Source organism: Enterobacter sp. SST3 (genome assembly GCF_000286655.1).
In the GTDB taxonomy this organism is placed as follows: domain Bacteria; phylum Pseudomonadota; class Gammaproteobacteria; order Enterobacterales; family Enterobacteriaceae; genus Enterobacter; species Enterobacter roggenkampii.
Genome location: NZ_ALNS01000039.1, coordinates 1 through 14864 on the forward strand (window position 1 = coordinate 1; position 14864 = coordinate 14864).

General features: G+C 56.2%; 17 protein-coding genes. 4 read left to right on the forward strand and 13 right to left on the reverse strand.

What is annotated here, in order from left to right; all coding sequences use genetic code 11:
* Positions 1–1764 (reverse strand): type VI secretion system Vgr family protein (locus tag B498_RS02150; RefSeq protein WP_008503130.1); only part of this gene is annotated, 1764 nt, incomplete at its 3' end.
* Between the two features lie 231 nt (positions 1765–1995).
* Here B498_RS02150 and B498_RS02145 point away from each other — a divergent pair.
* From B498_RS02145 to B498_RS02135, 3 genes are all read left to right on the forward strand, one after another.
* Positions 1996–2406: a Spy/CpxP family protein refolding chaperone gene (locus B498_RS02145; protein ID WP_008503131.1), complete on the forward strand. Its 411-nt coding sequence runs from the start codon at positions 1996–1998 to the stop codon at positions 2404–2406.
* A gap of 261 nt (positions 2407–2667) precedes the next feature.
* Positions 2668–3999 (forward strand): amino acid permease, encoded by a 1332-nt coding sequence (locus tag B498_RS02140; RefSeq protein ID WP_008503132.1) that lies wholly within the window; start codon positions 2668–2670, stop codon positions 3997–3999.
* A 20-nt stretch (positions 4000–4019) separates the two neighbouring features.
* On the forward strand, positions 4020–5321 hold the full coding sequence (locus tag B498_RS02135; protein ID WP_008503133.1) for a serine dehydratase subunit alpha family protein: 1302 nt from the start codon (positions 4020–4022) through the stop codon (positions 5319–5321).
* A gap of 61 nt (positions 5322–5382) precedes the next feature.
* On the opposite strand, the gene B498_RS02130 is transcribed toward B498_RS02135, so the two are convergent.
* Positions 5383–6084, reverse strand: a complete 702-nt coding sequence (locus B498_RS02130; RefSeq protein ID WP_008503134.1) for a pirin family protein — start codon at positions 6082–6084, stop codon at positions 5383–5385.
* 104 nt (positions 6085–6188) lie between these two features.
* Here B498_RS02130 and yhaJ point away from each other — a divergent pair, with 104 nt between their 5' ends.
* A complete protein-coding gene (gene yhaJ / locus B498_RS02125; RefSeq protein WP_008503135.1) occupies positions 6189–7091 on the forward strand; it encodes a DNA-binding transcriptional regulator YhaJ in 903 nt (300 codons plus the stop codon).
* Positions 7092–7132: 41 nt separating this feature from the next.
* Here yhaJ and B498_RS02120 read toward each other — a convergent pair whose 3' ends face one another.
* The 11 genes from B498_RS02120 to B498_RS02070 all read right to left on the reverse strand — a co-directional run bounded on the left by B498_RS02120 (position 7133) and on the right by B498_RS02070 (position 14494).
* Positions 7133–7498, reverse strand: coding sequence for a DUF805 domain-containing protein (locus B498_RS02120; RefSeq protein WP_008503136.1), 366 nt, complete (start codon positions 7496–7498; stop codon positions 7133–7135).
* Positions 7499–7604: 106 nt separating this feature from the next.
* Entirely contained in the window at positions 7605–8591 is a 987-nt protein-coding gene (locus B498_RS02115) for a glutathione S-transferase family protein (protein ID WP_008503137.1), read from the reverse strand.
* 71 nt (positions 8592–8662) lie between these two features.
* Complete coding sequence (locus B498_RS02110) at positions 8663–9055, reverse strand: DoxX family protein (RefSeq protein WP_008503138.1); 393 nt, start codon at positions 9053–9055, stop codon at positions 8663–8665.
* Between the two features lie 250 nt (positions 9056–9305).
* Positions 9306–9602 (reverse strand): YqjK-like family protein, encoded by a 297-nt coding sequence (locus B498_RS02105; RefSeq protein WP_008503139.1) that lies wholly within the window; start codon positions 9600–9602, stop codon positions 9306–9308.
* Positions 9599–9997, reverse strand: a complete 399-nt coding sequence (locus B498_RS02100) for a phage holin family protein (protein WP_008503140.1) — start codon at positions 9995–9997, stop codon at positions 9599–9601. Before B498_RS02100 ends, B498_RS02105 begins: the two co-directional genes overlap by 4 nt.
* A 1-nt stretch (position 9998) precedes the next feature.
* Positions 9999–10304 (reverse strand): DUF883 family protein, encoded by a 306-nt coding sequence (locus B498_RS02095; protein ID WP_008503141.1) that lies wholly within the window; start codon positions 10302–10304, stop codon positions 9999–10001.
* 29 nt (positions 10305–10333) lie between these two features.
* Positions 10334–10702 (reverse strand): DUF1090 domain-containing protein, encoded by a 369-nt coding sequence (locus B498_RS02090; protein ID WP_008503142.1) that lies wholly within the window; start codon positions 10700–10702, stop codon positions 10334–10336.
* A gap of 143 nt (positions 10703–10845) precedes the next feature.
* Positions 10846–11229, reverse strand: coding sequence for an EnvZ/OmpR regulon moderator MzrA (gene mzrA, locus B498_RS02085; protein WP_008503143.1), 384 nt, complete (start codon positions 11227–11229; stop codon positions 10846–10848).
* 2 nt (positions 11230–11231) lie between these two features.
* Positions 11232–11894 carry a DedA family general envelope maintenance protein YqjA gene (gene yqjA / locus B498_RS02080; protein WP_008503144.1) on the reverse strand — a complete coding sequence of 221 codons (663 nt, stop codon included), beginning with the start codon at positions 11892–11894 and terminating at the stop codon, positions 11232–11234.
* A 344-nt stretch (positions 11895–12238) separates the two neighbouring features.
* Positions 12239–13015, reverse strand: coding sequence for a transcriptional regulator ExuR (exuR, locus tag B498_RS02075; RefSeq protein ID WP_008503145.1), 777 nt, complete (start codon positions 13013–13015; stop codon positions 12239–12241).
* A gap of 180 nt (positions 13016–13195) precedes the next feature.
* Entirely contained in the window at positions 13196–14494 is a 1299-nt protein-coding gene (locus B498_RS02070; RefSeq protein WP_008503146.1) for an MFS transporter, read from the reverse strand.
* Between the last annotated feature and the right edge of the window lie 370 nt (positions 14495–14864).

Here is a 14864-nt window from a genome sequence, read left to right on the forward strand (position 1 = left end):
GCTGTCAACGTCCGCCTTCAGCGCCTGTGCCTGCTCCGCCGCGATTTCCAGCTGCTGCAGTTGCTGATTCAGCCGGTCGATTTCCTTCAGGGCAGCGCTCATATCCAGTGCGTCACCCTGCGCTTTCGCCTGTGCATCCGCGCTGACAAACAGCCCCTTCCCGGCACGTATCGTGCCCCACTCATCGGTGCGCAGCTCTGAGCCTGTGCCGCGACGCTGTCCCTGTGCGTCCACCAGATGCCCGCTGTTCAGCTGCGTTTTGCCGTACTCCGTGGCGAGCTTGATATGCTCCTCGCCACGTTTATCCTCCATCCGCAGCTTGTTGTTCGCCGGGGTGCGCAGCACGTTGCGGGTGTGGTTGTCGCGGGAGACAGGGTCAGGATGTTCAGAATCGTGGAGGGCATATGCGATATACGGCAGGTCAATATCACCGTTGCTGTACGCTATCGCCACTTTGGTCCCGTCGGTGAGCGGTGTGTGCCACCCCAGCGTGTCTCCGGCATAAGGCTTTGCCATCCGCAGCCACAGGTAGCCGTACCCGGGTTCCGTCCTCTCCCGGTCGAAGTCGGGCTTCACCCGGTAGCGCCCCTGTTCGTCAAGGTGGGCGTAAATATCATTTTTCTCCCGGCTCTCGACCCGGGCCGGAAGCGTGCCGTGGATTTCCGGGCGCGGGATGTCCGCCGGGCGGAAACAGTAACGCTCGGTGTAGGGCATGCCCCACACCGACACGTGCAGGCGGGAATCACGGGCTCCCCGGAAGGTCACGAGCGTGAGGACAACCCCCTCCTTCAGGGCCGTAATGACGTCGCCCTGTGGCTCCAGCACCTGCCCGGGCGTGAGGTGGGCAGCATTGCTGAACAGGTGGATGCGGGCTGATTTATTCAGTTCCCGCTCATGGTAGATACGGGCATAAAAGGCGCCGGATTCAGTTTCCGGCTCAGGGCTGGTGTCGTCACCTGCGTCACGGTAAGGCGCTGCGTAGCGGTAATACTCCCCGGTGGTGACCGCATCGTTACGCACACTGACCGTCGCATCCATCGGCGTGGTGGCTGTCCGGTAGTTGTAATCCCGCGTGGCGACGGTGCCGGTGGCAACCCTGTGCCAGGTCCGCACATCCCAGACCGATTCTGCTGCGCCGTCAAACAGGCCCGATGGCTCGCTGTAGGGCAGGCGCACGTCAAACCGGTAGTTAAGCTGGCTGTCGGCAAATATGTACGTATCCAGACCGCGCACATCATCCATCTCCGTTCGCCAGTAAATTCCCACCTCGGACAGAATGCGCTGGATAAACTGTAAATCCGTCTCCCGCCACTGGGTGATAAGTTCACGCGCCGGATAGCTGCGCTCCAGACGAAACTCAAAGTCCGGCCCTTCCAGCCCGTGCTGACGCAGCACCTGCTCCACCACCTCCGGAACAGACTGGTTCTGAAATACGGCGCACTGCCGGGTGTATCCCAGGAGCGCCAGGCGAGAACTGAGCGTGAGCCGGTAACGGGACTGGTCCTTTGAGGTGGAAAGCCATTCCAGGCGGGTCACCCTGCCGTGCACATTTTTGCCGCTTCGCATCCGGAAGGTGGCATATTTCATCAGCACCTGTTCCGGGGGGATGTGCGCCTGCAGGCAGGTGAACTCAATATCCCACCGGAAGGGCTCGCTCAGGGCTTCCCTGCCGCGAAAGCGCAAAACATCCGGCTTCACTGGACTGTCATTGATATCCAGAAAGTAACGGGTCTGTCCGTCAAAAAGCGCCAGCCAGTTATCCATAACAAAAACCTGACTAAATGAAGGGATAAGGTGGGATGGTTACATAACTCAAATTTATTGTAAATAACTGATCTTATAAAGAGAAATAGAGTCATAGGGTTTAATGGAGGAGATAAATAAATCGATCCGCTTAACATACAAAATTGTTTATATAATTACTCACACATATTCATCCGCTCTTGAAAAACAATGCTCCTGCTTTTTCCTATAACAGCATGTAAGGACTGTAAGATGATGAAAATGACCCGCATTGCGTTGGCTGCTGCTTCACTGGTGGTGTGCAGTTTTACGGCGCAGGCCGCGAACGTTGAGGCTGCCCCGTCACCGTCCCAGGATCCTCTGGTACAGCACCTGAAGCTCAGCAATGAGCAGGTGAAAAAGATTGAAGATCTGCATAAGCAGCTGGAACAAAATGTCAGCAAGATCCCGATGACGGGCGTGAAGGACGGTGCGCTGATCGACATGTTCCAGGCGGGCAAATGGGACGAAAGCACGGTGAAAAGCCAGCTTAGTGCATTCAGCAAAATTGAAGAGCAGACCCGCTATTACCGCGTGAAATATTACTTCGACGTCAGTCAGGTATTGACGCCGGAACAGCGCAAACAGATTAGAACGGATATGGCTAACGCGCTGGCTAACTGATTTCCTGCCCGCGCACCGCGCGGGTTTTTATTTCTTGATCGGCGTCACTTTTAGAAAAATACCGTCTATCAACCCATTAACAAAGCAAATTTTCCTCTATCATTCGAAAATCCTCATAAAAGTTGTGACTTTTTTCTCCCTCGCTCCGGTTAATATTTTCTCACATCAATAACAAGCACCTGCTGCCATCTGAATCGCCATCGCTGGCGATCGGAACCTTATAAAAACAACTGTTTACCCTACAAAATAAGCGAGTGCCCCATGGATACGGCAACAAACAGCAGTGTCATTGTGAATGATTCCCCCGCGGCAAGGCGGGAGGGAATGAGTGAAAGCGAGTGGCGAGAGGCGATCAAATTCGACAGCACCGACACGGGTTGGGTCATCATGAGTATCGGAATGGCTATTGGCGCGGGGATTGTTTTTCTCCCGGTACAAGTCGGATTAATGGGGCTGTGGGTCTTTTTGCTCTCGTCCATTATTGGTTATCCCGCCATGTATTTATTCCAACGGTTGTTTATTAACACGCTGGCAGAATCCCCGGAATGCAAAGACTACCCGAGCGTAATTAGCGGGTATTTGGGTAAGAACTGGGGGATTTTATTAGGTGCGCTCTATTTCGTGATGCTGGTGATCTGGATGTTTGTCTATTCCACGGCCATTACCAACGACAGCGCCTCGTATTTGCACACCTTCGGCGTGACCGACGGTTTGCTCTCGGAAAATCCGTTCTACGGTTTATTCCTGATTTGCATTCTGGTCGCGATTTCTTCACGCGGTGAAAAGCTGCTGTTTAAAGTGTCCAGCCTGATGGTGCTGACCAAATTATTCGTAGTTGCCGCGCTGGGCCTGTCGATGATCGGCCTCTGGCATTTAGCCAACGTGGGCATGCTGCCGCCGCTGGGGCTGCTGATTAAAAACGCCATCATTACGCTGCCCTTTACCTTAACCTCCATTCTCTTTATTCAGACCCTCAGCCCGATGGTGATCTCTTACCGCTCGCGTGAAAAATCGGTGGAGGTGGCGCGCCATAAGGCGCTGCGGGCGATGAACATTGCTTTTGGTGTCCTGTTTGTGACGGTCTTCTTCTATGCCGTCTCTTTCACCCTGGCGATGGGGCACGATGAGGCGGTCAAAGCCTACGAGCAGAATATCTCTGCCCTGGCGATTGCGGCGCAGTTTATCAGCGGCGACGGCGCGGGTTGGGTCAAAATCGTCAGCGTGATCCTCAATATCTTCGCCGTGATGACCGCGTTCTTCGGCGTCTACCTCGGCTTCCGCGAGGCCACGCAGGGTATCGTCATGAACATCCTGCGCCGCAAAATGCCGGCAGAAAGAATCAATGAAAACGCCGTCCAGCGCGGGATTATGCTGTTCGCCATTCTGCTGGCCTGGAGCGCGATAGTCCTGAACGCGCCGGTGTTGAGCTTCACCTCCATTTGCAGCCCCATCTTCGGCATGGTGGGCTGTCTGATCCCGGCATGGCTGGTCTACAAGGTACCGGCGCTGCATAAATATAAAGGCGTATCGCTGGTGATTATTGTCATCACCGGACTGCTGCTTTGTGTTTCTCCTTTCCTCGCATTCTCCTGAGGGTAATTAAGGTCGTAACGATGTCTGAGCAAACTCATCCTTTATGGAATCAATTTATTCGCGCGGTGCAGGAAGAAGTGAAGCCTGCCCTTGGGTGCACCGAGCCCGTCTCTCTGGCACTGGCCTGTGCGATTGCCGCAGACCTTCTGCCGGGGGAGGTCACACGGATTGAGGCGTGGGTCTCGCCGAACCTGATGAAAAACGGGCTGGGCGTGACGGTGCCGGGTACCGGCATGGTCGGGTTGCCCATTGCTGCGGCGCTGGGCGCAATTGGCGGTAATGCGCACGCCGGACTGGAGGTGTTGAAAGATGCCACAGCCGATGCACTGGTCCGCGCCAAAGCCCTGCTTGAGGCAGGGCAAGTGCAGGTAAAACTGCAGGAGCCCTGCGATGAGATCCTCTATTCCCGTGCCTGCGTTTATGCCGGGGATCTCTCGGCAATGGTGACCATCGCGGGCGGGCATACCCGGGTGGTGGAAGTGGTTTGCCAGGGGGAAACGCGCTTTACGCTGGATAAGCCCGTGACCGAGGTGGATGACAACCCGCTGGCAGTACTGTCGCACGCTACGCTGTCGCAGATCCTGGAATTTGTCGAGCAGGTGCCGTTTGAGGCCATTCGCTTCATCCTGGAAGCAGGGCAACTGAACGATGCGCTCTCCCGCGAAGGGCTCAGCGGGAAGTGGGGGCTGCATATTGGCGCAACGCTTGAGAAGCAGCGCTCGCGCGGATGGCTGGCGCAGGATCTGGGTTCAGACATTGTTATTCGCACCAGCGCCGCCTCGGATGCCCGGATGGGGGGCGCAACGCTGCCGGCGATGAGCAATTCGGGCTCCGGTAACCAGGGGATCACCGCCACCATGCCCGTCGTTGTTGTGGCTGAGCACCTTCAGGCCGGTGACGAACGGCTGGCGCGGGCGCTGATGCTGTCGCATCTGTCCGCGATCTATATCCATTATCAGCTTCCGCGCCTGTCCGCACTGTGTGCGGCGACAACGGCGGCGATGGGCGCTGCGGCGGGCATGGCGTGGCTGATGGGGGGCCGTTATCGGACCATCGCGATGGCGATCGGCAGTATGATCGGCGACGTCAGCGGGATGATCTGCGACGGGGCGTCAAACAGCTGCGCCATGAAGGTCTCCACCAGCGTCAGCAGCGCCTGGAAAGCGGTGATGATGGCGCTGGATGAGTCGGGCGTGACGGGCAACGAGGGGATTGTCGCGCACGATGTGGAGCAGTCGATCGCGAACCTGTGCGCCCTGGCGTGCCGCTCGATGCAGGCCACGGACCGGCAGATTATTGAGATCATGGCGAGTAAGGTGTAGCGAGTTCAGGGCTCTATCGGTTCCCTCTCCCTGTGGGAGAGGGTTAGGGTGAGGGCGTTCTTTAAACCGGCAAATCAATCAGCAGCGCGCGCAGCGGCGTATCCGCCACAAGGGTGATATTCGCTTCATCACGAATAAACGCGCCGTCGCCGCAGGTGAGCGCTTCTTTCTCTTCCGCGTGCGTCACCGCATGCACCGTACCGTGAATCGACTGCAGATAGGCGCGCGGGCCGTGAAGCTGGAAGCTTGCCTGCTCACCTTTCTTCAGCTCGATATGGTGCAGCCACACCTGCTGACGCAGCTGCAGGCTCTCTTTACTGCCATCAGGGGATGCAATCAGCTGTTGCTTATCGCCCGTTAAATCTAACTTCTGTACCAGCGGATTTTCCCGCTCAGGGCAGGCGTCGAGCCACAGCTGCATGCGGGTCAGCGTTTTGTCTTTGCTGAGGTTATGCTCGCTGTAGCTGATGCCCGGCTGCGTGGAAATTAACAGCGCTTCGCCAGCCTTTGCCTGGACATGATTGCCCTCGCTATCGCGGTATTCTGCCTCGCCTTCCAGGATCAGGTTCAGGATATCGACTTTCGGGTACGTACGCGGCTGGAAGGAGGCGCCCGGGGCGAGCACTTCCTGGTTCAACACGCGCAGTGAAGCGTAACCGAGGAGTTTAGGGTCAAAGTAGTGTCCAAAGGAAAAGGTGTAGCGGGCCTGCAGCCAACCGAAATCGGCTTGTCCGCACTGTTTAGCTGTTCTTGTCGTAATCATAAACTTGACCTCTCTTTACACTAAAACAATGGTAAAGGTATGGACGCTTCATTGTTAGCCAGATATTCTGCCTGGTATGTTCAAATTTCCTGAATGAGAACGAGATGGCTAAAGAGAGAGCATTGACGCTTGAGGCGCTTCGCGTCATGGACGCGATTGACCGGCGCGGCAGTTTTGCGGCGGCGGCCGATGAACTGGGGCGCGTTCCGTCTGCGCTGAGCTACACCATGCAGAAGCTGGAGGAAGAGCTGGACGTGGTGCTGTTTGACCGCTCCGGTCATCGAACAAAATTCACCAACGTCGGTCGAATGCTGCTGGAGCGCGGCCGCGTGCTGCTGGAAGCGGCGGATAAGCTGACGACCGACGCCGAAGCGCTGGCGCGCGGTTGGGAAACCCATCTGACGCTCGTGACCGAAGCGCTGGTGCCAACCGAAGCGCTGTTCCCGCTGGTGGACCGCCTGGCGGCGAAGGCTAATACGCAGCTGTCGATCATCACCGAGGTGCTGGCAGGGGCGTGGGAGCGCCTGGAGACGGGCAGGGCAGATATCGTTATTGCGCCGGACATGCACTTCCGTTCCTCATCGGAAATCAACTCGCGCAAACTCTACAGCGTCATGAACGTCTACGTTGCCGCCCCCAACCATCCGATTCACCAGGAGCCGGAGCCGCTCTCTGAAGTGACGCGCGTGAAATATCGCGGCGTGGCGGTCGCGGATACCGCGCGCGAGCGTCCGGTGCTGACGGTGCAGCTGCTGGATAAACAGCCACGTCTGACGGTGACCTCCCTGGAAGACAAACGGCAGGCGCTGCTGGCCGGTCTGGGCGTGGCGACGATGCCGTACCCGTTTGTGGAAAAAGATATTGCGGAAGGGCGGCTGCGGGTCGTGAGCCCGGAGTACACCAGCGAAGTGGATATCATTATGGCGTGGCGTCGCGACAGCATGGGCGAAGCCAAATCATGGTGCCTGCGCGAAATACCCAAACTCTTCGCCCACCACAATAAATAAACGAGTAGGCCCGGTAAGCGTAAGCGCCACCGGGCAGTAATTTACGCGACGATCTTAGGATCCGGACCAAAGCGGTTTTCGCCCGGCGTCCCGCTCTGACAGTTGAAGATAAGAATCACGATCCAGCCCACGATCGGGATCAACAGCAGCAATAGCCACCACGCCGAACGATCGGTATCGTGCAGCCGACGGAACAATACCGCCCACGATGGCAGCAGGACTAACAGGCCATAAATGGTGGTCAGCACGCCTTCACCGCCAGCCCGCTCCCAGCCAAGAATTTTATCCACAATCCCCAGCACCATGATGAGGATGAAGTTCACCAGAACGAACATCCAGTACTCTTTGCGGCGGGCGCGGCCACCAAATCCAATGTAGTTGCGCAGTACTTTTAAATACCAGTCCATTTTCCTTGCCTCATTAGTCAGTCAATCACTTGTTTTCTAAGCGATCGAGGTAAGAATAGATGGAGATTGTGAATTAAAAAAGGGCATCTGGTGATGCCCTTAATATTTATCCAAAACGGACGTCGCGCCCGTGCGGTTCATCCAGATCCTGCCACGGACCGATGGAGATAATGCCCGTCGGGTTGATGGTCTTGTGGCTGCGGAAATAGTGGGTGCGAATATGGTCGAAGTCGACCGTCTCCGCGATGCCCTGCATCTGGTAGATGTCGCGCAGGAAACCATGCAGGTTCAGGTAATCGCTGATGCGGTGCTTGTCGCACTTAAAGTGGGTGACATAGACCGGATCAAAGCGAACCAGCGTGGTCCACAGGCGAATGTCCGCTTCCGTCAGGCGATCGCCCGTCAGGTAGCGATGCTGGCCCAGGATCTGTTCCAGGCGTTCCAGCGATTCAAACACCTTTCCGACCGCTTCGTCATACGCTTCCTGGCTGGTGGCGAAACCGGCCTTATAGACACCGTTATTGACGTTGTCGTAAATCCAGCCGTTCAGTTCGTCAATTTTCTCGCGCAGCTCCACCGGATAGTAATCTCCGGCACGGGCGCCGTGCGCGTCAAACGCGGTATTGAACATGCGGATGATTTCCGCAGACTCATTGCTGACAATCGTCTGGTTTTTCTTGTCCCACAGCACCGGCACGGTCACGCGCCCGGTGTAGTGCGGATCGGCGCGCAGATAGAGCTGGTACAGGAAATCATGGTGATAAAGATCGTCGCCGGTTGCCGCAGGGAAATCACTGTCAAACGTCCAGCCATTTTCCAGCATCAGCGGGTTGACCACGGAAACCGGAATGAAGGATTCGAGACCTTTAAGCTTGCGCACGATCAGCGTGCGGTGGGCCCACGGGCAGGCGAGGGAAACATAAAGATGATAACGATCTTTCTCAGCCGCGAAGCCGCCTTCGCCGCTCGGGCCTGGTGCGCCGTCGGCGGTCAGCCAGTTACGGAAGGCCGAAACAGAGCGCTTAAAGCGACCTCCGGTGGATTTGGTGTCATACCAGACATCCTGCCAGACGCCGTCTACGAGTTGTCCCATTTTTTCTCCTCCGTCAGATAGCAAAAGCGAGGAGATGTCTCCTCGCTTTGTGTTTATTCAGTATAGCGTGCTTACCATTTCTTATTCAGAAGACGGTCGATGCTGTATGCGCCCGGGCCAGTGACGGCCAGCAGCAGGAAGCCACCCGCGATGGTCAGGTTTTTCATGAACATCAGTGAGTTCACGCCTTCCGCAAAGTTGCTGTGGAAGATGAACGCGGTCAGCAGGGTGAAGCCTGCGGTAAACAGCGCGGTGGTGCGGGTCAGGAAGCCGAACAGCACTGCCAGGCCGCCGCCGAACTCAAGAAGAATGGTCAGTGGCAACAGGAACCCCGGAACGCCCATGGCTTCCATATACTGCTGGGTACCCGCATAACCGGTGATTTTGCCCCAACCTGCCACGATGAACAGAATTGGCATCAGAATACGCGCGACCAGTACACCAACATCTTCTAATTTTTTCATTTTACTCTCCAGGAAACCACATCAGCGGCTGAACGTTATTTGTCTGCAATTCCGGGTAGATACCGCGTCGTTGCTGTCGATGGAGAGCATCATAAACGTGACGGTGGGCGATTGTTAGCAAGGAAAACTGTCAATCTTCTTCAAAGATATTGAGTAAGGGAGGGGGGGATTTTGCCGGGTGGCGCTGCGCTTACCCGTCCTACGAGTGTAAGTAGGCCGGGTAAGGCGTAGCCGCCACCCGGCGAGAAGGCTAGCGTAATTGCTGCTGACGGATCGTGGCTTTCACCAGACGCCAGGCGCTCCAGGCACCAAAACCCCGGCGCGCCCAGCGGATGAGCATATTTGGATGACGAACCGTCCAGATAGCCATCACGCTGCTGCCGACCAGCGCCCATGAACGCAGGCTCAGGAAGGTGTTCCAGCCCCGGTCAAACCGTCGCGTCGCGTCAATCCAGTCGCGACGGCTGGCCGACAGATCCAGCCGTTGCTGCTGGATCTGGCTTAGCAGGTACGCTTTTCGCTTTTGACGTTCGGCTTTACCGCTCACGGCTTGTCATCCTCCAGCAGGGCGCGATCGTTAGCCAGCTCCTGACGCGTATGGCGCAGGAACGTGGACTTACGCGCTTTACGCAGCGTCCATATGCCGCCAATCAGCGCCGCGACCAGCAGAATGACGGTCGTGGCAATCATGGCGTTAAGACGATACTGCGGGTCAATGGCCCAGATGATTAACACCATCAGGCTCATCAGACCAAACGCGGCGAAGAGCATGGTCAGTCCAAGCATCAGCAGCATCTGGAAGAGGTTCGCTTTCTCCTCCTCCAGTTCGACCACTGCCAGCCGGACGCGCGTTTCGGCAATCCCGACCAGCGTCGTCAAAATACGCTGGCCGATGCCGAGGACGTTGTTAGCAGGCCCTTGTGCGTGACGAGGATCTTCCATATCAACGACGCGTCAGCAGGACACCCAGTACCACACCGACTGCGGCACCAATCCCGACACCCGTCCATGGATTATCACGCACGTATTCGTCCGCACGCGCGGCCGCTTCGCGGGTCTGTTTTGCCAGCGCATCGCCGGTTTCACCCAGGCGATAGCGGCTCTCTTTCAGCGCCTGCTCCGCCTTGCTGCGCAGCTTGCTGACCTCTTCTTTTGACTTGTCAGCAGAGGAGTTCAGCACCTCTTCCAGGGTATCGGCCAGGGATTTCAGTTCAGCGCGCAGATGTTCAGACGTCGTATCTTTTGACATGATTCTCTCCTGTTGAGATTTCCGTTAACTCAATAATCGCGAGCTTCCAGCGCTTTCAGGTCGTCCTGCGCTTCTTTCAACTTCTTCTCGCGCTTAGCAATTTTTTCCGCATCCCCTTTCTCTTTCGCTTCCTGCAGGTCGCGACGGCGCTCGGCTATCTCGTCCTTCTGTTCAGCGATTTTCTTCTGGTGGTCGGCACGCAGCTTGCTGTCTGAACAGTTCGCTTTCACTTCGCTCAGCGCTTTTTTAAGACCATCAACACGGTGCTGATTGTTATGCTTTTCGGCATAACCGATCTCACGCTGAATATCCTGTTCTTTCTCCTGACAGAGAGAATTTGCGAAGGATGCTGTGCTTAAAGAAAAAAGGGCCAGAGCCAGAGTCATGCGGAATTTCATTATCGAAACCTTCCATTGTGTTGCGGCGTAAGCCGCTATCCAAAGTTATGCGGAGTACATTCGAGGGGTGCTCCGCGTACTTAAGCATAGTAAGTAAACGGGGGATTCACCAAAGTGAGTGAAAAGATTCGGAATCCTGGTAATTATCCAAACCGATGCGACGTATCGCGAATCAGCGACAGCCAGGCAGCAGGCTGGCTGTCATCTTCCTGCTGAGCGATGATATACCCGTGCGGCAGCGTACGGTCGAGAACCACTTTTGCGGCGGCACTTTGCGCTCGGGAATCAAACTTGATCAGTAAAACATCGTCCTGCGGGGTGATGCTTTTAAAGCGGATCCCGTTCGCGTCCAGATGGTGCCAGACAGAAAAACCGTCAGGCACGCTGGCACCCTGGTTCACCGGGCGAATGGCTAGCGTGGATTCCTGGTGCGAAAGCGCGCTCCATGCCAGCAGCATGGCGCTGAGCACCACCAGTGTCATCACGGCGCAGGCAAAACGGCGCAGGGCGAGCGGTGAGATAGCCATCGTTAGCCTCTGGCTCCGTATTTCTTTTTCCACAGGACGACCAGCGAGCCGATCAGACCGAAGACCAGCAGCACCACAGGCAGCAGCATCAGGCAGGACATCAGCTGGTCTTCATATTTCATAAAGACTGGCGTTTTCCCCAACGCATAGCCGAGCGTCGTCAGAATCAGTACCCACAGCAGGCCGCTCATCCAGTTAAAGAACTGGAAGCGCGCGCTGCTCAGCCCCGACAGACCGGCAATAGTCGGCAACAGGGTGCGTACAAAGGCGATAAAGCGGCCAATCAGCAGCGCAGAAAGCCCGTGCTTATGGAAAAGGTGGTGCGCCCGCTGGTGATAATGTGCAGGCAGGTGCGAGAGCCAGTTCTGGACGATCCGGGTATTGCCCAGCCATCTTCCCTGGATGTAGCTGACCCAGCAGCCGAGACTCGCAGCGACGGTCAGTAACAAAATAGTTTGCGGGAATGCCATCGCCCCTTTGGCGCACAGCACGCCGACAAGCACCAGTAAACTGTCACCGGGCAGGAAAGCAGCAGGCAGCAAGCCGTTCTCAAGGAACAGGATCATAAACAAGACGAAATAGAGCATGCCAATCATGGAAGGGTTGGCCAGCGTTTCAAAATCCTGCGCCCAGAGGGCATGCAGTAGTTGGGTCAAAAGTTCCATTCAGTGTTCCTGGAAATCGGTTAACGTCATGCCTGTTATCCGGGACAAACAGCACGGCGACATGGTTGTGATTTCATTATGGTCGCTCGCGGACACATTGCGGTGTGGCCAACACTGTTCCCTGTTAATTGGCTGGTTAGCAAGCACTAACTTACAAAATAACGAAGTGAATCCAATTGTAACAAAGCCCAACGTTCTGCGTCACAGAATTTGCAGGCGTGAGTTGATTTTGGCGTAAGCCCAGAAAGTGAGCGAGGGGATTTACAAAGGCTGACACTATATATGTTTTGCTTACCCACGTTCGCCGGAAGGCGCAGCGAAGCGCCTGCCAGCGGGAAGGTCATCTATTTTGCGGCACTGGGGACCGTATCGAGATGAACAACGGGATTATCGGCGAAAAGATAGCGGTCAGCGTTAAATTCGAAGTCGTCGCTGGTTTCATTGAACAGCATCTGCTTGGTGTTTTCCAGGTGCTGCCACATCGCCAGCTTAGCGGCGTGCGGATCTTTACGAATCAGCGCCTTGAGGATTTGATCGTGATCGTCACACCAGTTGTCGACGGTACGGGAATCGATATGGTCGTGCAGTTTTTTCCAGTACGGGTTGTGAACGCGCTGAGTCCACATTTTCTCAACGATTGCCGCCAGCGCCGTGTTTTGGGTCGCCAGGGCGACCTGAACGTGGAACTGCAGATCCCACTCTGAATCGCGGAAACATTTTTCCTTGCGGGCATTCTCCTGGATTTCCATCAGCTTCATGATGTCCTGCTTGGTCACCTGCGTCGCCGCAAATTCGGCAATGTTGCTTTCAATCAGCTGGCGAGCCTGGAGCAGTTCAAACGGACCATAGCTGGCGAATTCCAGACTCTCGTCCGCGACGGGAGAGTGTTTCGGCAGATTGGAAATGACGTGAATGCCGGAGCCTTTGCGTACCTCAACGTAGCCTTCGACTTCCAGCATGATGATCGCTTCGCGCACCACGGTGCGGCTGACGCTTTTTTCATCCGCGATAAAGCGCTCGGCGGGCAGTTTATCACCGACAAGATAGACCCCTTGCTCGATGCGATCTTTCAGCTCCGCAGCAAGTTGTTGATATAAACGACGTGGTTCGGTGATTTCCATATGCGCTCCAGGCAGGGTACGGCAGATGATTTGTTATACCACTTTTGCGTGCCACTCTCCAGATTTTGCCATTAAAAAAGCCACTACTGAGTGGCCTTTAAATGCCCGGCGACGCTTCGCTTGCACGGGCCTACGGGGTTTGTAGGCCGGGTAAGCGTAGCGCCACCCGGCACAGCAATGCTAACTCTGCGTGGCCGGTTTCCCGAGTGACTCTTTTGCCAGCTCCTCTGCCGATTTGCTTTTCAGCACCGTCCAGATCACCACCGCGCCCAGCAGGTCGAAGACCGCCAGTACCGCAAACAGCGGGCTGAAGCCGATGGTATCCGCCAGCGCGCCGACGACCAGCGCGAACATCGTACTCGCGGTCCAGGCGGCCATCCCGGTCAGGCCGTTGGCGGTGGCCACTTCGTTGCGACCGAAGACGTCAGACGAGAGCGTAATCAGCGCGCCGGACAGGGACTGGTGCGCAAAACCACCGATGCACAGCAGGGCGATGGCCACGTACGGGCTGGTGAACAGGCCGATCATGCCCGGGCCAATCATCAGCAGTGCGCCCATGGTGACCACCATCTTACGGGAAACGATCAGGTTCACGCCAAACCAGCGCTGGAACAGCGGTGGCAGGTAGCCGCCCACGATACAGCCCAGGTCAGCGAACAGCATCGGCATCCAGGCGAACATCGCGATCTCTTTCAGGTTAAAGCCGTAGACTTTAAACATGAACAGTGGGATCCACGCGTTGAAGGTCCCCCAGGCCGGTTCCGCCAGGAAACGCGGCAGGGCGATACCCCAGAACTGACGGGTGCCCAGGATCTGCCAGACGGTCATTTTTTTGCCGTTGTTGGTCTGATGCTGCGCTTCCTGACCACCAATGATGTACTCGCGTTCTTCTTCGGAGAGTTTTTTCTGATCGCGCGGGTGCTTATAGAAAACCAGCCACGCGATTGCCCAGGCGAAGCTCAGCACGCCGGAAATGATGAAAGCCATCTGCCAGCTGTGCATCACGATAGCCCACACCACCAGCGGCGGCGCAATCATCGCCCCGATGGACGAACCCACGTTGAAGTAGCCGACAGCAATAGAGCGCTCTTTTGCCGGGAACCACTCGGAACTGGCCTTCAGTCCCGCCGGGATCATCGCGGCTTCTGCCGCACCGACCGCACCGCGCGCCAGCGCCAGGCCGCCCCAGCTGCCCGCCAGCGCGGTGGCTCCGCAGAACACCGCCCAGGCGATGGCGAAGAAGGCATAGCCGATTTTGGTACCGAGGATATCCAGCACGTAGCCTGCAACAGGCTGCATGATGGTGTACGCCGCGGAATAGGCAGCAATGATGTAGGAGTATTGCTGCGTGGAGATATGCAGCTCTTCCATCAACGTTGGCGCTGCCGCTGCCACGGTGTTACGCGTCAGGTAGCCCAGCACGGTGCCTAACGTCACCAGTGCGATCATATACCAACGTAACCCTTTAATTTTACGCATGTAAAACCTCATCGTTATAGTATTGCCGTGCCGGGACACGGTAACCGCTCGACCGTTGCCGGGAGCCGTTCAGTAACGGGAGGGGCGTAACCGGGAAATGTCCCGGAACGGCCCGAACCTTGCCAAAAGTCATCTGCATAAGTCGGTTTCCGTACCGTTAAATCTGGTGTAACTGACACCAGGAATGCATTCCGTCGGCTTATAGTTTGCGACGGCGAAAAGATAACTTGTCATACAGCTTTAAAAGGTGAGTGACATCACAAATGTATGATTCTTTGTGGGGACATTATTCGTGTCGCTTCAAGCCAGTACTGGCGCGGCTTGTAGAAGGATTTACTCCAATTTGGGTAATGTATTTGTCTGCGTTTAT